Below are 19,704 nucleotides of genomic sequence, written 5' to 3'. Positions count from 1 at the left end.
GAGCCGCGCGGGATCGAGCGTGTGTTGACGAGAGCGCCATCGGCGCCGCCTGCCGGCGACGTCGGCGCGGGCCTGCTCAAGCGCCAGAACCGTTTTTTTTAAGCGCAGGCCCTCCCGCCGCAGGAACTGCCACACCGTGTTGTGCGACACCTTCACGCCGCGGGCCGCCAACTCGTCCTTCAGCCCGTGCAGCGTCACGTGCGGCGTCTGGCGGATCCGCTCCACGATGAAGTCCCGGTGCGGCTCCAGGACCGGCTTGCGGTACCCGCCCATCTTGGCGGGCGCCACCGACCCCGTCGCCCGGTAGCGCTGCGACCACTTCACCACAGAGGACACCGAAACCCCGAACCGGACCGCCACAGAGCGGCACGGCTCACCAGCCAGAACCGCTTCGACGACGCGCTCGCGAAGATCGTTGGAAAGAGGTGCTGTCATCAGATGCTGGCCTCCACTCCAGCCTGCATCTTGAATCACAAAACACGCCCAGCAGGAATCCCCGCCGATTCAAAAAAACAAGGAAACGCTCCTCTAGAAAGAGGCGGCCAGCGCCTCGACAAGGGCCGGCGACGCCCGGTAGAGCGGCACCCTGCCCCGCACCAGGATCTGCGTGCTGCGCCGGTAGGCGGCACTGGTGACGACGAGGCTGCCGGCCTCCTCCCGCGCGACAACGGTTGCCTCCAGAGCCCCGGCGGGATTTTCGATGCCGATCGCGTGCTCGGAGAACTCGGGACGGGCCGCCGTCACGCCCACCGCCACACGGTTCGCCACCGAGCCCGGCACCATCGCCGCGGCGGCCAGGCAGCAGCCCCCGGACACCGCCATGGAGGGGTGACCGGTCTGGGGCGTGAAGTAGCGCACGGTTATGTTGCCATCGCCGGAGGGCGGGCCGACGATGCAGGCTTTCGGCACTGTCTCGCTGCGGGCGATCTCGTCCCGGGTCATTGAACTGCCATCGTGGCGCTGCAGGCCCATGCGCAGCCCCGCCTCGATCCACACCGCGCGAAAGGCCTCCATGAAGGCCGCGTCGGCCGCAAGTTCAGCCACCGGCTCGCGGGCCGTCTTGCCGAAACCGGCCGCGTCGGCAATCACCATCGGCACGGCCACGTCGACACACGAGACCGCGTGGCCGTCGATCTCCTCGATCGCGGAGCCGGTGGGCAGCAGCCGGCCGGTCTTGGCACCGACCGGATCGCGCAGGAAGAGATCGACGCCGGGAAACGCACCCGCCACGCCGGGGATCTCGGCCACCGCGAAGCGACCGTCCTCCTCGCGGACCATGCGCGAGGTGGTCAGAACGCCGGTGTTGGTGTTGCGGATCTCGATGTCGGACGGACCGGCCTTTGCGGGGTCAAAGAAGCCCGCATCCAGCGCCCAGAGCTGCAGCGCGGACGACATGTTTCCGCAGTTGACGCTCCAATCGATCGCCGCGGTCTCGCCGGCGAGCTGGGCGAGCGTGCTGACGATGCGCGGGGCGCCGTCGGCCTCCTCCATTTCGGCGAGAAAGACCTTGTTGGACGTTGCAATGCCCCGCCCCAGGCCGGTGATCTGGCGATTGCCGGGCAGATGGCCTTCAAGCGGCACGCCCATCAGGTGGCGGATGAGTTCCTCGCGCAGCGCCGGGTCGTCCGGGACCAGGCGCTCCCACAGGACAAGGCCGGTCGAGGTGCCGCCCCGCATGTGATGTACGGGAAACTCAACGAGCCCGGCGGCGCGAACAAGACGCAGGTCGGGAGATGGGCTCGATGCGGTGCGGATCATCGGGGCATCCTGGAATGGGCGGCAAAGTCGACCCTAGCGGCAAACACTGGACACCGCGAGCGCCGGCCGTCGCGTCAGCCCGCCCCGGCGGCGGCCTCGCGCTCGGCGCGCCGGATGCGCTCCAGGATCGGTGCGCCGCGTTCCAGGATGTCGGAGCGGATCGCCGCGGCGGCGGCCTGGCCGTCCCGGTCGATCAGCGCCTGGATCAGGATGTGGTGGTGTTCCACCACCTCCAGCCCGCTGGTGCGGTACATCTCGGCGATCAGCGGCCCCATCTGCAGCCAGAGGCGCTGCAGAACGGATTTCAGCACCGGCATCCCGGCAATGTCGGTGAGCGCGAAATGGAAGACCTGGTTGAGCTCGGTGGCGTACGCGCCGTCGCCCGCGAGCAGCGCGCGCTCCTTCTCCGCGGTGATCCGCTCCAATTCGGCAATATGCGCAGAGGTCACGGCATCGGCCGCCTTTTCCGCGGCCAGCCCCTCCAGGTTCAGCCGGATGGTGCGGATCTCCAGGTAGTCGGCGGACGACAGGATCGGCACCCGGATGTCGCGCGGCGAGCGCATGACCAGCGCCCGGTCCTGCACCAGCCGCAGCACCGCGTCACGCACCGGCGTGACACTGGTACCGAGTTCGGCCGCCAGATCGCGGATGCGCAGCCGGTCGTCAGGCTGGAAGCGCCCCTTGATGAGGGCATCGGAGAGCGTCTGGTAGGCGGAATCGCCCAGCGTGTCGCGGTCGAGCGCCGCAAGGCGGGGGGCGGTTTCCGCCATTGCCATTCCGGGCCGCCCCACGCCTGCGATCAGGCTGCCACGCCGGAGGCGTGCAGCTCGTCGAGGCATTCCGAGAAGGCGGAGACGATCTGGTCGATCTCCGGCTTCCTGACGATGAGCGGCGGGCAGAGCGCCATGGCGTCGTACATGGGGCGCGAGATCACACCCTTCTCGATGAGCATGGCGTTCATGGCCGCGCCCAGCTTGCCGGTCGGATCGGCCGGGATCTCCAGCGATTTGTCGGCGACCAGTTCCACCGCGCCGATCAGGCCGCGGCCGCGGACCTCACCGACCAGCGGATGATCCTTCAGCGGCTCAAGCGAGGCATGCATGTACGCGCCCATCTCGCGGGCGTGGGCGACGAGATCGCGCTCCTCGATGATGGTGAGGTTTTCCAGCGCCACGGCCGCCGCCACAGGGTGCCCGGCGGCGGTATAGCCATGGCCAAGGACGCCGATCCGGTTGCTTTCGTCTGCGATCGGTTCGAAGACGCGCTCGTTCACCATCAGGGCGGAGATGGGCAGGTAGGACGACGACAGCTGCTTCGACATCACCATGATGTCCGGGTCGAGCCCGAACGTCTCCGTGCCGAACAAGTTGCCGGTGCGCCCGAAGCCGCAGATCACCTCGTCGGCGACCAGCAGGATGTCGTGCTTCTTCAGGACCGCCTGGATCTTCTCCCAGTAGGTGGCCGGCGGCACGATGACGCCGCCCGCCCCCATCAGCGGCTCGGCGAAGAAGGCCGCGATGGTTTCCGGCCCCTCCGCGACGATCAGCTCCTCCAGCTCGGTCGCAAGCCGGGTGGCGAAGTCCTCCTCGCTCTCGCCCGGCCGGTGGCTGCGCCAGAAATGCGGGCTGCCGGTGTGCAGCACGTTGGCGATGGGAAGGTCGAAGGAGCGATGGTTGTTGGGCAGGCCGGTGAGGCTCGCGGCGGCGATGGTCACGCCGTGATAGGCGCGCTGGCGCGAGATCACCTTCTTGCGCTCCGGCTGGCCGAGCGCGTTGGAGCGGTACCAGATGAGCTTCAGTGCGGTGTCGTTGGCCTCCGATCCGGAGTTGGTGAAGTAGACCTTCGACATCGGCACCGGGGCGAGGCCGATCAGCTTTTCGGCCAGGTCGATGACCGGCCCGTGCGAGCGGTGCGAGAAGGTGTGATAGAAGGGCAGCTCGCTCATCTGGCGCACGGCCGCGTCCACGAGACGCTTTTCCGAAAAGCCGAGCCCGACGCTCCACAGGCCCGACATGGCCTCGATGTAGCGCTTGCCGTGGATGTCCTCGACGAACACGCCATCGCCCTTGCCGATCACCAGCGGGCCGGCCTCCTGGTGGGCCCGGGCGTTTGTGTAGCTGTGAAGATGGTAGGCGACGTCACGGCCTTCGGGGGAGTTCGGATGCATGGTCATCGGCGGATGCCTTCTGCGGGATGACGGCGCACGGTCCCGGCGGGGCTTGTCCCGTCCGGTGCGCGGCGATGCGGCGGCCCCAGCGGGGTCGCCGATTATGATGCATCATATATCAAATGGAGGTCATCCGGAAGCCAGACCGGATCACCCGTGGCTCAGTGCTTGACAGTGTCGGAGAAGACGTTGACCACCACGACGCCGGACAGGATCAGGCCGAGACCGACGACCGCGGCGAAGTCCAGGGTCTGCTTCGACCAGACCCAGGCGACCAGCGCGATCAGCACGATGCCGAGCCCCGACCAGATGGCGTAGACGATGCCGGTCGGCATGGTGCGGAGCGGCAGCGACAGGAACCAGAAGGCGGCCGCGTAGCCGACCACGGCGACGGCGCTGGGGGCGAGCCGGGTGAAGCTTTCCGACTTGGCGAGCGCGGTCGTGGCGATGACCTCGGCGGCGATCGCCAGCACGAGATAGATCCAGGTCTTCATGGGTTTCCCCCGAACGGTGGCGCCGTCTCATGGCCGGGCTGCGGCCAGCCCCGAATCGGCCGGACATGATGCGCGGCACCAGCCTCATCCAGCGTGTGGCGGGAAAACGCTTCGTCCACAAGGGGGCTGCCGCACTCTCCGGGCCGCGCCGATCCAATGCGGGGCGGCCTGCCGGCAGTGCTTTTCCTTGCGCGATAACGGTCTACAATTCTGATACTCGTACGGTTGCGGTCCCGCAGGCGCCCTGCGCGGGAGAACGACGCCCCGCAACGAGACTGCCGAATTGCAGGCGCTGGAGCGCAGCCTTGGTCGACGCGAAACCGCACGGCACCGGACCTGGTCCACGCTTGGCGCGCACCCTCGGCCTGGCGGCGGGCTGCTTTGCGCTCAGCGTCGTCAGTATCGTGTTCATCCGCCTGCCGGACCAGGTGGCCACGCTTTGGCTCACCAACGCGCTCGCCGCCGGCCTTCTCTTTCGCTGGGCCTACGATGCCATGGCCAGCCGGTTGGCCGCGGTCATGCTGGCCGTCGCCGCCGCTGACCTGGTCACCGGCGGCAACTCGACCGCGGCAGCAGCCTTCGCGGTGGCCAACGGAATCGAGATCGCGGTGGCGATCGCGCTCCTCCGGCTGCTGGGTCTCGTCTATGACGGGATGCCCGGCATCGGCCGCTTCCTGAAGGCGCTGCTGATTATCGGCGTGGCCGCTCCGGTGGCCGGTGCGCTGGCCGCCTCGACCGCTGGCGCACTGCTCGGCCTCGATGCCGGGCTCCGAATCGCAGTGTCGTGGTGGTTCGCGTCCATGATCGGCGCCGTCGCGGTCCTGCCGATGGTGCTGACCTTCCGGACGGCGCTCGTCGGTCAGCCCACCCGGTTCCGCGACTGCGCCCGGCCGGAATTCCTCGGCACCATCGCGCTGGCCATCGCGACCACGCTGATCGCGCTGCGCCTCACGCCCTTCCCGTCCGTGCTGATGGCGCTGCCCATCGTGCTGGCCGCAGGACGGCTCGGGGCCTGCCGCACCTCGGCCGTCATCGTCGTGACGGTGGCCACCTACGTCGTGCACGCCATCACTCGTCCCGGCCCCGCACCCGATCTCGAAGCGGCCCTGACCAACTACGCCTCGATGGCGCTGGTGATGCTGCCGCCCTTCCTGTTCGCCCTGCAGCGGGAGGCCTTCATCCACGCCGAGCACTCCGCCCGCGCCAACGCCACGCTCTTCCGGCGGGCGATGAACGATTCGGCGATCGGCATGGCCATCGTCGATCTCGACGGCACGTTCCGCGAGGTGAACCAGGCCCTCGGAAGAATGCTTCAGCACGATGCCGACGCGCTTGTCGGCATGAACTTTCGCGACATCACGCTTCACGCGGACCGCGCGCGCGGTGCGGAGGACGTGAAGGCGCTGCTGGACCACAAGGCGACGAGCGCGACGTTCGAGAAGCGCTACGTGCGCAAGGACGGCAAGGCCATCTGGTGCCTTCTGGCGATCTCGCTGATCCGTGACGAGGACACCCACGAGGCGCTCCAGTTTGTCACCCAGGTGGAAGACATCAACACCCGCAAGCTGGCCGAGGAGGCGATCGCGGAGGCGGAGAATCGCTGGCGCTTCGCCCTGCACAGCGCCGGCCAGGCCGTGTGGGAGCTCGACCTCAGGACCGGCACGGTCTACCGCTCGCCCGACTGGTACACGATGCTCGGCTACCAACCCGGCGACGTGGCCGACGGGCCCGACGATTTCCTGGAGCTGGTCCATCCCCACGACAGGGAGACCCTGGTCGCCGCCGACCGGGCGATGCTCACCGGCGAGGCGGAGCTGTCGGAGGTGGAAGTCCGCTTCCGCCACAAGGCCGGCCACTGGATCTGGGTGCTCGACCGGGGCCGGGTCGCCGAACATGACGCCTACGGGCAGCCGGTCGTCATCATCGGCACCCATACCGACATCACCCGCCGCCGGGCCCGCGAGGAGGAACTGCGCGTCGCCAAGGAGCGCATCGACCTGGCCGTCCAGGCCGGCGAGGTCGGTATCTGGGAGCTGGATCTCGACACCGACCGGCTCGTCTGGGACGAGCGCATGTATGCGCTTTACCAGATCGGCCCCGACGACTTCGACAACACCCGGCCGCACTGGCGCACCTTCGTGCACCCCGAGGACCTCCCCGAGGTAATCGCCTCCTTCCGGAAGGGGATCGAGGAGACCGGTCGCGTCGAGCTCGACTTCCGCATCCGCCGCGGCGATGGCGAAGTCCGCTACATCCGCGCGCTCGCCCAGGTGGTGGAAGGCGACGACGGACGGCGCAACCGGGTGATCGGGACCCAGTGGGACACCTCCGACCAACGGCTCCTGACGGAGGAACTCTTCGAGGAGAAGGAGCGGCTGCGGATCACGCTTCACTCCATCGGCGATGCGGTGATCACCACCGATGCCGACATGAAGGTCACGTTCATGAACCCGGTGGCCGAGCGGCTGTCGGAGTGGCCGCTGAAGGACGCGCTCGGCGTCGACCTGGCAGACGTCTTCCGGATCTTCGACGACGAAACCGACGCGCCGATCGCGAGCCCGGTGGAGGCCTGTCTCACCAATCTCGAGCCCTTCTACCTCCAGGACGGGGCCGTTCTCGTCACCCGCACCGGAGACCGCATCCACATCCAGGATTCCGCTGCCCCCGTGCGCGCGCCTTCCGGGGAGATCATCGGAGCGGTGCTGGTGTTCCAGGACGTGACCCGGACCCGAGCCCTGCAGCGCGAGTTGGCCCATGCCGCTCTGCACGACAGCCTGACCGGGCTGCCGAACCGGCTGTCCTTCGAACGCAACCTGTCGACCCTGTGCGGCCAGGCGCACGCCACCACTCACCGCCACGCGCTCTGCTTCATCGACCTCGACCGATTCAAGATCGTCAACGACACCGCCGGCCATGCCGCCGGCGACGCTCTGCTCGGCGAGATCGCGCGGCTGCTGCGCACCGCCGTGCGCAGCCAGGACACCATCGCGCGCATCGGCGGCGACGAGTTCGCCCTCTTGATGCCGGAGACATCGCTGGACGCGGCGCACGAGGTCGCCGAGCGCATCGTCTCGACGATCCGCAGCTTCCCCTTCCAGTGGGAGGGCCGCCTCTACGATATCGGCGCGAGCGTCGGACTGACGGAAATCAACGGGGTTCGCCGGGACCCGATCGAGGTGATGAAGGAGGCCGACGTCGCCTGTTACGCCGCCAAGGCGAACGGACGCGGCCAGATCGCTGTCTATCGGCCGGGGGCAAGCGAGGCCGAGCGCTATCACGCTGAGCTCACGGTGGCCGCCAACCTCAGGGCGGCGATCGAGGCAAGACGGCTGATCCTGCACGGGCAGCCGATCGTCGATCTGAACGAAGACCCGGCGGACGCCACCACCCATGTCGAGATCCTCGTGCGGATGCACGACGAGACCGGCAGGCTGATGGCACCCGGCCAGTTCATTCCCGCCGCCGAACGCTACGGGCTGATGAACGGCATCGACCGATGGGTGGTGACGGAGGTGCTGCAGACCCATGCCGAGGCGTTGCGCCGCCGGCCGGATCTGACGATCTCCATCAACCTGTCGGCCAATTCCCTCGACGATCCGCTGATGTGGCCGTTCGTGCGCGAGCAGCTCGACCGCTCAGGGATCGCGCCGGAGCGCATCTGGTTCGAGATCACCGAGACCGCGCTGGTCAACAATCTGGTCGCGGCCACGGAGTTCGCCAACTCCGCCCAGGCTCACGGCTGCCGGATCTCACTCGACGACTTCGGGGTCGGGCTGAGCTCGTTCAGCTACCTGAAGCACTTCCGGGTGAACGAGCTGAAGATCGACGGAAGTTTCATCCAGCACATCGCGGACGATCCAGCCGATCTGCAGATCGTCCGGGCGATCGTCAGCATCGCCAAGGTGCTCGGGATCGAGACGGTCGCGGAATGGGTGGAAGACGCACGCATCCGGGAGATGGTGCGCGAGCTGGGCATCGACCGCGCCCAGGGCTATTTCATCGGAGAGCCGCGGCCGCTTGAAAGCTTCTGCCGGCAGACCGGCGCCGCAACGCAGTCGAGCAGGCCATGAGCCATCGACCATCGGCGGCCTGGAATGCGCCGCCATCGAAACCAACGCACAGCATCCGGCCGACGCCCCGACGATGGCGAAGCGCCAGACCTCAGGGGAAGGCTTCCGTCACCACCCGGTCGCGGCCATTCTGCTTGGCGAGATAAAGGGCGGTGTCGGCCGCCGACATCATCGCCGTCGCCGATCGGCTGAAGGAGGAGCTCGTCGCGATGCCCAGGCTCGCGGTGAACGGGACCTTCTGATTGCCGGACATGACGACGCTCTCGGCAATGCCAACCCGGATGCGCTCGCAGACGAGCTGCGCCGCATCCCTGTTGGCGCCCGACAGCAGCACGGCGAACTCCTCGCCGCCGATGCGGGCGGCGACGTCGTCCCCGCGGGTGTTGTCCTTCAGGATCCGCGCCAGTGCCCGGATGACCTCGTCGCCAACGTGGTGGCCGAAGCGATCGTTGACCGACTTGAAGTGGTCGAGATCGATGAGCACCACGGAGAAATCGAAGGGCTGAACCTTGCGCCGCTCGATGGCCCTTTCGAGCGCCCGGTAAAAGGACCGACGGTTGGCGAGGCCACTCAGTTCATCGACACCGGCCAGCTGACGGATCCGGTCCTCCGCCGCAAGCCGGCGGCGCTCGTGGATCAGCAGAATGCCGAGGATGCCGATACCGACCATGCGCAATATCGTTGTGGTGAGGAACAGACGCTCGATCGCCCCCATCGCCACGTCCAATGGCAACACGAAGATGGCGACGAAGGTCAGCGGCGAGACTGCGATCAGAATGACGAGGTGGGTCAACGCGACCGGCCGCCCGTCGCGGCGGACACCGTAGAAGACGGCGGTGCCTATGGCTCCCGCGAGGAGGATGCCGGCCGTCCCGGGCACCATGCCGAAGCCGCCCAGATAGACGCGCAGGGCTGCGGCGGGAAGCGTGGCGACCAGGGCGCCGACTGGCCCGCCGAACAGCCCCGACAGGAGCAGCATGGTGGAACGGGTATCGATGAACGCGCCGGAGGGAAGCATCACCGGGTCCAGCATGGCGAGGCAGGCGCCAAACCCGCAGACCAGGCCGACGACGACGTTGTCCGGCACCAGCGTCTGGCGCTTCGGCACGATCGTGTAGATCACCGCCACCGCCGTGATCAGGGTCAGGTTGCGCAGAAGCGGAATGAAATAATCAAGCATCAGCCACGGCGTCCCTTACGGGCGCGGGCATGGACAGCAAGGCAGCGGCGGCCTGGCGGATGAGCCCAGGCGACGCTTCTGCGATCCCTAAGCTGCGTTTCCGTCCCCCGAGCGGCATGGACAGGCACCCGGATGGGTACGTGCGGAGCCAACAGGCGGAACCGTGAAACGACATGGCAAAGACCTCCCCCGATGGCGGGACATAGCACACCTGAACCAGCCCGGCCGCCAAAACCGAAAACCGCCCGCTCGGGCGCAGTTTCGACAGGCGCCCTACCGCCGGCACGTCCCTCCGCGGAGATTGTCGCACCCGAGGCTGTCGCAAGGCTTGCCATCGGGCTGTCGGAGCCGCCGGAAACGCAAGATGCGCGGCCCCTTCGAGCCGCGCATCCGCGTCAAGTCATGCCGGGACGCCCTACCCCAGCTTCGGCAGCAGCTCATCGAGCGACTTCTTCGCGTCGCCGTAGAACATCCGCGTATTCTCCTTGAAGAACAGCGGGTTCTCGATGCCCGAGTAGCCGGTGCCCTGACCGCGCTTCGACACGAAGACGGTCTTGGCCTTCCAGACTTCCAGGACCGGCATGCCGGCGATGGGAGAGTTCGGATCCTCCTGGGCCGCCGGATTGACGATGTCGTTGGAGCCGATGACGATCGCGACATCCGTGTTCGGGAAGTCGTCGTTGATCTCATCCATCTCCAGGACGATGTCGTAGGGCACCCGGGCTTCCGCGAGCAGCACGTTCATGTGGCCAGGAAGACGCCCGGCCACCGGGTGGATGGCGAACCGCACCTCCTTGCCCTGAGCCCGCAGCTTCTTCACCAGCTCGCTCACCGACGTCTGCGCCTGGGCGACCGCCATGCCGTAGCCCGGCACGATGATCACGCTGTCGGCATCCTGAAGGGCCGCGGCAACGCCGTCGGCATCGATGGCGACCTGTTCGCCCTCGACTTCCATCGCCGGACCGGTGGTGCCACCGAAGCCGCCGAGAATGACGCTGACGAACTTCCGGTTCATCGCCCGGCACATGATGTAGCTCAGGATCGCACCCGACGAGCCGACCAGCGCACCCGTCACGATCAGCAGATCGTTGCCGAGGGTGAAGCCGATGGCCGCCGCAGCCCAGCCCGAATAGGAGTTGAGCATCGAGACGACGACCGGCATGTCGGCGCCGCCGATGCCCATGATCAGGTGCCACCCGATGAAGCCGGCGATGATCGCGGTGACGACCATCGTCCAGATCCCGGCGCCGCCGACATAGGCCAGACCCAGCAGCAGGCACACGATGACCGCCGCCAGGTTGAGCATGTGGCCGCCGGGCAGCTTCTTCGGCTTGCCGTCCACCTTGCCGGCGAGCTTGCCGAAGGCAACCACGGACCCGGTGAAGGTGATCGCGCCGATGAAGATGCCGAGGAACACCTCGACCTTGAGGATCGACACCTCGACCGGCGTCTTGTGGGCCAGGACCGCGGCGAACCCGACGAGGCTCTCGCGGGCTTCTGCGGTCATGGACTGGACCGCGCCCAGCTCAAGCTCGGCATTGAGCCCGATGAAGACCGCGGCGAGGCCGACGAAGGAGTGAAGCGCGGCGACGAGCTGCGGCATCTCCGTCATCTGCACCCGGGCCGCGACATAGCGGCCGATGACCGCGCCGACGATCATCGCAATGATCAACAGCCAGATCAGCCGGTTGCCGCTGTCCGGCCCAAGCACGGTCGCGACGACGGCAAGCGCCATGCCGACGATGCCGTACCAGACGGCGCGCTTGGCACTTTCCTGATTGGAGAGACCACCGAGCGAGAGAATGAACAGCACGGCGGCGGCGATGTAGGAGGCGGATACGAGTCCGACAGGCATGGATCCGACCTCCTCAGGACTTCTGGAACATGGCGAGCATCCGGCGCGTGACCAGGAAGCCGCCGACGATGTTGATCGTCGCAATCAGGATCGAGATGATCGCAAGGCCCGCCACGAGCCAGTTCGTCGAGCCGAACTGAAGAAGCGCGCCAAGGATGACGATGCCCGAAATCGCGTTGGTCACCGCCATGAGCGGCGTGTGCAGCGCGTGGCTGACATTCCAGATCACCTGGAAGCCCACGAAGCACGAGAGCGCGAAGACGATGAAGTGGGACATGAAGCTGGCGGGCGCGAACGCGCCGACGAAAAGCAGGACCGCAGCTCCGATGGCCAGCATCGTGACCTGGCGCTTGGTCGCCTCCTTGAAGGCGGCAACCTCGGCGGCGCGCTTCTCCTCCGGCGTCAGTTCCTTCGGCTTGTCCCGCTTCGGCTGGGCCGCGATGGCCTGCACTTTCGGCGGTGGCGGCGGATAGGTGATCTCGCCCTCGCGCGTGACCGTCGCGCCGCGGATCACGTCGTCCTCCATGTCGTGGACGATGACGCCGTCCTTGGCCGGCGTCAGATCGGACAACATGTGCCTGACGTTGGTGGAGAACAGCGTCGAGCTCTGCGCCGCCATGCGGCTCGGGAAGTCGGTGTAGCCGACGACGGTGACACCGTTGTCGGAAACCACCACCTCGTCCGCCCGGGTCAGTTCGCAGTTGCCGCCGCGTTCCGCGGCGAGGTCGACGACCACGGAGCCGGGCTTCATTGCGGCGACCATGTCGGCGGTCCACAGGACCGGCGCGTCACGCCCCGGAATGAGCGCCGTGGTGATGACGATGTCCATCTCCGGCGCGAGCTCGCGGAACTTCTCCAACTGCTTCTCGCGGAACTCCGGGCTGGACGGCGCGGCATAACCACCTGTGGACGACCCGTCCTGCGTCTCCTCGAAATCGAGATAGACGAATTCCGCGCCCATCGATTCGATCTGCTCGGCCACCTCCGGACGCACGTCGAAGGCGTAGGTGATGGCGCCGAGGCTGGTGGAGGTGCCGATCGCGGCGAGACCGGCCACGCCGGCGCCGACGACCAGGACCTTGGCCGGCGGCACCTTGCCGGCCGCCGTCACCTGTCCGGTGAAGAAGCGGCCGAAATGGTTGCCCGCCTCGATCACCGCCCGGTAGCCGGCGATGTTGGCCATCGAGGACAGCACGTCCATCTTCTGGGCGCGGCTGATGCGCGGAACCATGTCCATCGCCACGACCGTCGCGCCCCTGGACCGGCACCGCTCCAACAGCTCCGGCGACTGGGCCGGGTAGAAGAGGCTGATGAGGGTCTGCCCGGAATTCAGCCGGTCGGCCTCCTCGTCGCTCGGCGGGCGGACCTTGGCGACAACGTCGCTGGCCTCCCAGAGCGCCGCGGCCCCCTCCACGACCTCGACGCCGGCGTTGCGATAGGCGTCATCGGTGAAGCCGGCCGCGAGACCGGCGCCGGCCTCGACCACACACTGATGGCCAAGCTTCTGGATCTGGGCGGCACTGGCAGGCGTCATCGCCACCCGAGCCTCGCCCGAGACACTTTCCCTCGGTGTTCCTATTTTCAACGCAGGCGTCCCTCTTTTTCCGATGCGGAGCGATCTGTCTCGGCGGCACCAGCCACAGGCTGGAGGAAGGAGAAGTCGCACCCCTCGTCCGCTTGTAACACTTCGCTCGCGTATAGGCGGTCATATCCGCGTCGCTTTTCCGCCGGAACGATGTCCGGTGTCCAGTCCGAACGTCGCCGGGCAAGCTCCGCATCATCGACAAGAAGCTCGATGCGCTTGTCACTGACCGAGAGGCGGATGCGGTCTCCGGTCCGCACGAGGGCGAGCGGTCCACCCACCGCGGCCTCCGGTGCCACGTGCAGCACGATGGTCCCGAAGGCGGTGCCGGACATGCGGGCATCGGAGATCCGGATCATGTCCTTGACGCCCTTGGAGGACAGCTTCTTCGGGATCGGCAGGTAGCCGGACTCCGGCATGCCCGAGGCCGATTTCGGTCCTGAATTCTGCAGCACCATGATGTCGTCGGGACGAATGTCGAGATCGGGATCGTCGACCCGGGCAGCCAGGTCTTCCAGCGAGGTGAAGACGACCGCCCTGCCCTCTTTCTCAAACAGCGTCGAATCGGCCGCCGAGCGCTTGAGGATCGCCCCGCGCGGCGCGAGATTGCCGAAGAGCGCGACCAGGCCGCCCTGCGGCTCCAGCGGCTCGTCGGCGGATGCGATGACGCGCCGGTCGACATAGCCCGGATCCTGCTCCAGCCGGTCGCCGAGCGTCTCGCCGGTGACGGAAACGGTGTCGAGATGGAGCAGCGGCTTCAGCTCGCGCAGGACGGCCCCCATGCCGCCGGCGAAGAAGAAGTCCTCCATATAATGCGACCCGACCGGCTTCAGGTTCACCAGAACCGGTGTCTCGTCGGACAGCTGGTTGAGGCGCTCGAGCGAGACCGTAATGCCGAGGCGGCCGGCAACCGCCGTGAGGTGGATGATCGCGTTCGTCGACCCGCCGAGCGCCAACAGGACGCGGATGGCGTTTTCGACGGACTTCTGGGTAATCACCTCGCTTGGCCGAATCGGATTATCGATCATCCGGGCTGCCGCGAAGCCGCTCGCCTCCGCCGAGCGCAGCCGGTCGGCGTGGACGGCGGGGATCGCGGCGGTTCCCGGAAGCGCCATGCCGAGCGTCTCCGCGATACACGCCATGGTCGAGGCCGTCCCCATGACAGCGCAGGTGCCCGAGGTCGTCGCCAGCCGCCCCTCGATGTCGTTGATCTGGTCGTCCGAGACCTCGCCGGCGCGGTACTTGCCCCAGAAGCGGCGGCAGTCGGTGCACGCCCCGAGGCGCTCCTCGCCGTAGCGCGATGTCATCATCGGCCCGGCCACGAGCTGCACGGCCGGCAGGTCGGCCGAGGCCGCTCCCATCAGCTGGGCCGGTACCGTCTTGTCGCAGCCGCCCATCAGCACCACCGCGTCCATCGGCTGGGCACGGATCATCTCCTCCGTGTCCATCGACATGAGGTTGCGGAACTTCAGCGACGTCGGTGACAGGAACACCTCGCCAAGCGAGATGGTCGGGAACTCGATCGGCAGGCCGCCGCCCAGGAGCACGCCGCGCTTGACGTGCTCCACCAGCTCGGGGAAGTGGCGGTGGCAGTTGTTGAAGCCGGAGAAGGAGTTGGCGATGCCGACAATCGGCTTCTTCAGCACTTCGCGCGAGTAGCCCATCGAGGACGCGAAGGACCTGCGAAGATAGACGGAAAAATCCTTGTCGCCGTAGTTGGTCAGCCCGCGCTCGAAGCCCTTGGGATCATCTTCACTCATCGTCAACGCATCGTTCCGATTTTCATCTTTACATATTTCGGATCAAGGTAATCCTTGATCCCAAGCGAGCCGCCTTCCCGGCCCATGCCGCTTTCCTTCACACCGCCAAAGGGCGCCTCGGCGGTTGCCAGCAGCATCTCGTTGACGCCGACCATGCCGACCTCGAGATCCTCGTAGGCGCGCGTCGCGGTGGTCATGGAGTCGCTGAAGACATAGCCCGCGAGGCCGAAGGGCAGCGCGTTGGCGCGGGCGATCACGTCGTCGTAGTCGGTGAAGGTGGCGATCGGCGCGATCGGTCCGAACGGCTCTTCGACCATCACCTGGGCATCGTCGGGCACCCGGCCGAGCACCGTCGGCTCGAAGAAGTAACCGCTGTTGATGGATGCCGGGCGGCCGCCGCCGGCCAGCAGATCCGCCCCCCGACCGAGCGCGTCTGCCACCATCGCCTCGACCGTGGCAACGCCGCGGCGGTTGGCCATCGGCCCCATCTGGACGCCCTCGTCGAGGCCGCTTCCGAGCTTCAGCGACTTGGCCACCTCGGCGAAGCGGGCGGCGAAGGCCTCGTACTTGCTCTCGTGGACGTAGAAGCGGCTGGGGGAAATGCAGACCTGGCCGCAGTTGCGGAACTTGGTCAGCGCACAGGTCTCGGCCACGGCGGCGGCATCGACGTCGTCGAAGACGAGCACGGGGCCATGGCCGCCGAGCTCCATCGACACCTTCTTCACGCCCTCGGCAGCCAGGCGCAGAATCTCCTTGCCGACCGGAACGGAGCCGGTGACCGTTACCTTGCGCACGATGGGCGAGCGGATCAGCCGCTCGGCGATCATCGAGGAGTTGCCGGTCAGATAGTTGACCGCCCCGGCCGGAATGCCGGCGTCGTGGCACGCCTCGACCAGCGCCGCACAGGATGCCGGCGCCTCGCCGGCCGGCTTGACGATGATCGAGCAGCCCGCGCCCAGCGCGGCGGCGATCTTGCGCGCGGGCAGCAGCGCCGGGAAGTTCCAGGCCGAGAAGGCGGCAACGACGCCGACCGGCTGGTAGATCACGGCCATGCGGCTCTGCGGCGTCCGGCCCTCGATGGTCTGGCCGTAGATGCGCTTGGTTTCCTCGGCGTACCATTCGAACTGGTCCGCCGCCGCGCCGGTCTCGCCCTTGGCCTCGGCAAGCGGCTTGCCGGTCTCCAGGCTCATCAGCGTGGCGATGGCATCGGTACGCTCGCGGATCAGTTCGGCCGCGCGACGCAGCCTGGCGCCCCGGTCCCAGGGCCCGACCTGCCGCCACTCGGCAAAGCCCTCGCGAGCCGCCTCGAGGGCCAGGTCGATGTCCCCTTCCGTGGCGACCGCGATGGTGCCCAGGGCTTCCTCGGTGGACGGATCGGTGACGGGCCGCGTGGCGCCGTCCGAGGCGCCGCGCCAGGCGCCCGCGATGTAGAGATTGAGGTCGTGATACATGCTCGTCCCTCTCAGATGCTCTGCCGCAGCCAGTCGTTCTGGACGTCCTCGACCCAATTGCCGACGTTCCAGCTTCCGTAGGCCCCCATCCCGGCGAAATCGTCGTGGTTGCCGTAGACGGGGACGTGCACGAGGCTGAGGCCCGGGTGATCGTGTGCGGCAGCCAGCGCCGCCTTCAGCTCCTCGACGGAATACCCGCCGTGAACGGCCTTCACGCCCTCCACCGAGCCCGCCATCGCCACATAGTCGACCGGCACGCTGTCGTTGGTGCGGAAGCCGTGTCCGTACTGGGCCAGCTGCAGGCCGGTGATCGCGGCCATGCGCCGGTTGTCGAACAGGACGATCATGCCCCGAACGCCGTGCTCGACCGCATCGATCAGGACCTGCGGGTTCATCATGAAGGAGCCGTCGCCGGTAAAGGCGACACCATATTTCGGAGCGGTCGTGCCGGCGTTGCCGACGAGAGCGGAGACCGCAAAGCCCATGTAGGAGGCACCGGTTTCCGTGAAGGTCTGGTACGGGGCGTCGTCCTCCACGATCTGGAAGCCGTTCGCCTGCACGTCGCCGGCATCGAAGAATTTCACCGCACCGATCTGCTTCGCGTACTCCGCCACCGCGTTGATCGCGGCGGGCTGGGTGAGCACCGGGCGGCGCCAGACCGGATCCTCGACGGGCGGCTGCGCGTAGCGATGGGCCTTGAAGGACTGCCACTCCGCCTTCTTTGCCGCGCACTCGGCCTGGAACGCCGCCGTGTCGCCCTTCGGTGCGACGGCGAGCAGCCGGTCGATGACCCCGGTGATGTCACCGAGCAGCATCTCGGTGCGGGCGTAATGGCTGGCGTCGTCGAGATCGCCGTTGATGTTGATCACCGCCTCCACGCCGGGCCAGCCGGTGCCCGAACAGTCGGCCTGGCAGACGCCGCGCGAACCGATGAAGATGGCGAGGTCCGCCTCCTCCATCGCGAAGTTGCCGCTGATGGAGCCCTTCGAGCCGCCGACATGCATGTTGAGGGGATGGGCGTCGGGCAGCACCCCCGTCGACCCCGGCGACAGGACGACCGGGGCACCGATGTGCTCGGCCAGCCGACGCACGGCATCGGCATGTGCCCGGGCGCCACCGCCCGCCTTGATGACGATGCGCTTGTGCCCACCCAGCAGGTCGGCGGCGCGCCGGTAGCGACGGTCGTCGGCACACACCACCATCGGCGCGTCGAGGCGGCCCGGAAGCGTCTCCACGTTGACCAGCGTCGGCTTCGGCTGGGTGTTGATGGGCGCCATGATGAAGAACGGGCCGGCCCGATAGGGATGATGGACGCAGGCCGTGCCGCGCCGCATGCACTCGCGCAGCGCCTCGGCCGTGTGCAGCACGTAGGACTGCCCCATCAGGGCGGTCATCCGGCCGAAGATCTCCTGCTGGGCCTTCGGCACCTGCTGCATGTTGTAGCCTTCACCCCACGTCGTCTCGTCGCCGTAGATGTGATAGACGCCGACCCCGTTGGAGGCTGCCGCCAGCGAGCCGGCCATGGCCTGAAGCGCCCCCGGTCCGATGGATGTCACGACGGCCGGCGTCTCGCCATAGACCCAGGCATGGGCCGTCGCCGCATGCGCCATCTCCACCTCGTTGCGGCAATTGACGACCGTGGTCGCGCCGGCCTCGGTGTAGATGCGCAGCACCTCGCCGAGGTCTGTGGAGCCGTGGCCGAAGATGGCGAAGAAGGTGCGCACGCCCTGCTTGAGAAGGCCCAGGACGAGCGCCTCGGAGAGCGTGACCTCCAGGAGCGGACCGTCGTCGATCAGGCCATCGGCGCCGGCTTCGACCCAACGCCGTGCCCGGGCACGCATGCCGATCTCAGGGGCGATTGAACTGCTCGGGCTTTCAAGCATTTGACGTCTCCGCAAAAGATCTGGGCTTGCGCAGCCGGAGGCCGCTCAGCGTCTGAAGTCCCACGATCAGCGCGGCAAGTCCGAAGAAGAGCAGCGCGACGGGGGATGTGTAGAAGATGTCCCAATTGCCATCGGACAGCGCCATGGCCGTCCGGAACTCGTTTTCCAGCGTCGGCCCCAGGACCATGCCGAGAATGATCGGCGTGGTGGGGATCCCGACCCGCATCAGCGCGTAGGCGAGCACACCGATCACCGCCATCGTGTAGATGTCGAAGACACTGTTGCGGATCGAGTAGGCACCGACGACGCACAGCACGAGAATCACGACCGACAGGAGCTGCGGGGGGATCCTCAAGACGTGGACGAAGAGGCGGATGCCGCCGAGCTGAAGCACCAGGATAAAGACATAGGCGAGCGCCACGGCGATGTAGATGCCGTAGACTTGGACCTCCGACTGCATAAACAGCGCCGGTCCTGGCGTGATGCCATGGACCATGAGCCCAGCCAGTACGATCGCAGTGGCAGGATCGCCAGGAATGCCCAGCGACAAAAGCGGGATGAGCGTTCCGCCGGTCACCGCGTTGTTGGCGGTCTCAGGCGCGATGACGCCCTCGATGGCTCCGCGGCCGAACCGCTCGGGCTTCTTGGAGAACCGGCGCGCGTTGTCATAGGCCAGGAAGGCGGCGATCGGGCCGCCCGCTCCCGGGATCGCGCCGATCACGGTGCCAATCGCCGAGCAACGCGCGATCAGCCAGGAGTTGCGCCCGAGCAGGCCGAAGGACGGAAGCTCGACCCGCAGCGACTGGGTGTCGTTGGTTTCCGTCTCGCCGCGCCCGTGCCGGGCAAAGGTCTCGATGATGTACGGTACCGCGAACAGGCCGATCATGGCCACGAGCAGGTTGACGCCCTGCATCATGTTGATGGTGCCGAAGGTCATCCGATTCACGCCGTCGATGGCGTCGATCCCGACGGTCATGATCATTAGGCCGAGTACACCGGCGATGAGGCCCTTGAGCATGCTGCCGCCAGCGAGCCCGCAGATCGTCGACATGCCGAACAGGACCAGAGCGAAGATTTCGGCAGGTCCGAACTGGATGGCGATCTTGCTGACCAGATTGACCGAAACAATCATCACCAGCAGCGAGAACAAACCTCCGATGGAGGAGACGATGACCGCGGTTCCCAGAGCGATGGAAGCACGGCCCTGCCGCGTCATGGGGTAGCCGTCGAGCACCGTTGCGGCAGATGACGGGGTACCGGGAATGCCAAGCAGGATGGCCGATACGGACCCTCCGGTCATTCCGCCGATATAGGTGCCGAGAAGAATGCCGATGGCTGGCACGGTATCCATGCCGAATGTGATGGGGAGCGCGAGCGCCAGCGCGACCGTGAAGGTCAGGCCCGGAATCGAGCCGAAGATGAGGCCGATCAGCGTCCCGAGCCCGACAGCGCCGATGGCGGCGGGCGTGAGCGATGCGACGGCGGCTTGGTAAAAGAGATCCAT

At 67.2% G+C, this 19,704-nt stretch carries 13 protein-coding genes; 1 reads left to right on the top strand and 12 read right to left on the bottom strand.

The window, feature by feature from the left end; translation table 11 throughout:
* The 5 genes from C507_RS22195 to C507_RS0119740 form a co-directional block, all read right to left on the bottom strand.
* A partial coding sequence (locus C507_RS22195) for a helix-turn-helix domain-containing protein (protein WP_281167859.1) occupies positions 1-438 on the bottom strand: 438 nt, incomplete at its 3' end.
* A gap of 90 nt (positions 439-528) precedes the next feature.
* Positions 529-1,758 (bottom strand): PrpF domain-containing protein, encoded by a 1,230-nt coding sequence (locus tag C507_RS0119755; protein WP_051089819.1) that lies wholly within the window; start codon positions 1,756-1,758, stop codon positions 529-531.
* A 74-nt stretch (positions 1,759-1,832) separates the two neighbouring features.
* A complete protein-coding gene (locus C507_RS0119750) occupies positions 1,833-2,528 on the bottom strand; it encodes a GntR family transcriptional regulator (RefSeq protein ID WP_018701457.1) in 696 nt (231 codons plus the stop codon).
* Positions 2,529-2,557: 29 nt separating this feature from the next.
* Positions 2,558-3,931 (bottom strand): aspartate aminotransferase family protein, encoded by a 1,374-nt coding sequence (locus tag C507_RS0119745; RefSeq protein WP_018701456.1) that lies wholly within the window; start codon positions 3,929-3,931, stop codon positions 2,558-2,560.
* Positions 3,932-4,086: 155 nt separating this feature from the next.
* On the bottom strand, positions 4,087-4,419 hold the full coding sequence (locus tag C507_RS0119740) for an SMR family transporter (RefSeq protein ID WP_018701455.1): 333 nt from the start codon (positions 4,417-4,419) through the stop codon (positions 4,087-4,089).
* Positions 4,420-4,766: 347 nt separating this feature from the next.
* On the opposite strand from C507_RS0119740, the gene C507_RS22190 reads away from it, so the two are divergent.
* Positions 4,767-8,489: an EAL domain-containing protein gene (locus tag C507_RS22190; RefSeq protein ID WP_018701454.1), complete on the top strand. Its 3,723-nt coding sequence runs from the start codon at positions 4,767-4,769 to the stop codon at positions 8,487-8,489.
* Positions 8,490-8,580: 91 nt separating this feature from the next.
* Here C507_RS22190 and C507_RS0119730 read toward each other — a convergent pair whose 3' ends face one another.
* From C507_RS0119730 to C507_RS0119700, 7 genes are all read right to left on the bottom strand, one after another.
* A complete protein-coding gene (locus C507_RS0119730; protein ID WP_018701453.1) occupies positions 8,581-9,669 on the bottom strand; it encodes a GGDEF domain-containing protein in 1,089 nt (362 codons plus the stop codon).
* A gap of 415 nt (positions 9,670-10,084) precedes the next feature.
* Complete coding sequence (locus C507_RS0119725; protein WP_018701452.1) at positions 10,085-11,524, bottom strand: NAD(P)(+) transhydrogenase (Re/Si-specific) subunit beta; 1,440 nt, start codon at positions 11,522-11,524, stop codon at positions 10,085-10,087.
* Between the two features lie 13 nt (positions 11,525-11,537).
* Positions 11,538-13,109, bottom strand: a complete 1,572-nt coding sequence (locus tag C507_RS0119720; RefSeq protein WP_026319265.1) for a Re/Si-specific NAD(P)(+) transhydrogenase subunit alpha — start codon at positions 13,107-13,109, stop codon at positions 11,538-11,540.
* Positions 13,106-14,866 (bottom strand): IlvD/Edd family dehydratase, encoded by a 1,761-nt coding sequence (locus tag C507_RS22185; RefSeq protein WP_018701450.1) that lies wholly within the window; start codon positions 14,864-14,866, stop codon positions 13,106-13,108. Before C507_RS22185 ends, C507_RS0119720 begins: the two co-directional genes overlap by 4 nt.
* A 2-nt stretch (positions 14,867-14,868) precedes the next feature.
* Positions 14,869-16,317: an NAD-dependent succinate-semialdehyde dehydrogenase gene (locus C507_RS0119710; RefSeq protein WP_018701449.1), complete on the bottom strand. Its 1,449-nt coding sequence runs from the start codon at positions 16,315-16,317 to the stop codon at positions 14,869-14,871.
* An 11-nt stretch (positions 16,318-16,328) separates the two neighbouring features.
* The gene (locus C507_RS0119705; protein ID WP_040401460.1) at positions 16,329-18,200 is read right to left on the bottom strand and encodes a thiamine pyrophosphate-dependent enzyme; all 1,872 of its coding nucleotides are present in this window, start codon (positions 18,198-18,200) and stop codon (positions 16,329-16,331) included.
* Positions 18,193-19,704, bottom strand: coding sequence for a tripartite tricarboxylate transporter permease (locus C507_RS0119700; protein WP_018701447.1), 1,512 nt, complete (start codon positions 19,702-19,704; stop codon positions 18,193-18,195). Before C507_RS0119700 ends, C507_RS0119705 begins: the two co-directional genes overlap by 8 nt.

The organism is Amorphus coralli DSM 19760, from assembly GCF_000374525.1.
GTDB lineage: Bacteria > Pseudomonadota > Alphaproteobacteria > Rhizobiales > Amorphaceae > Amorphus > Amorphus coralli.
This window is presented reverse-complemented; position numbering and strand designations above follow the sequence as displayed.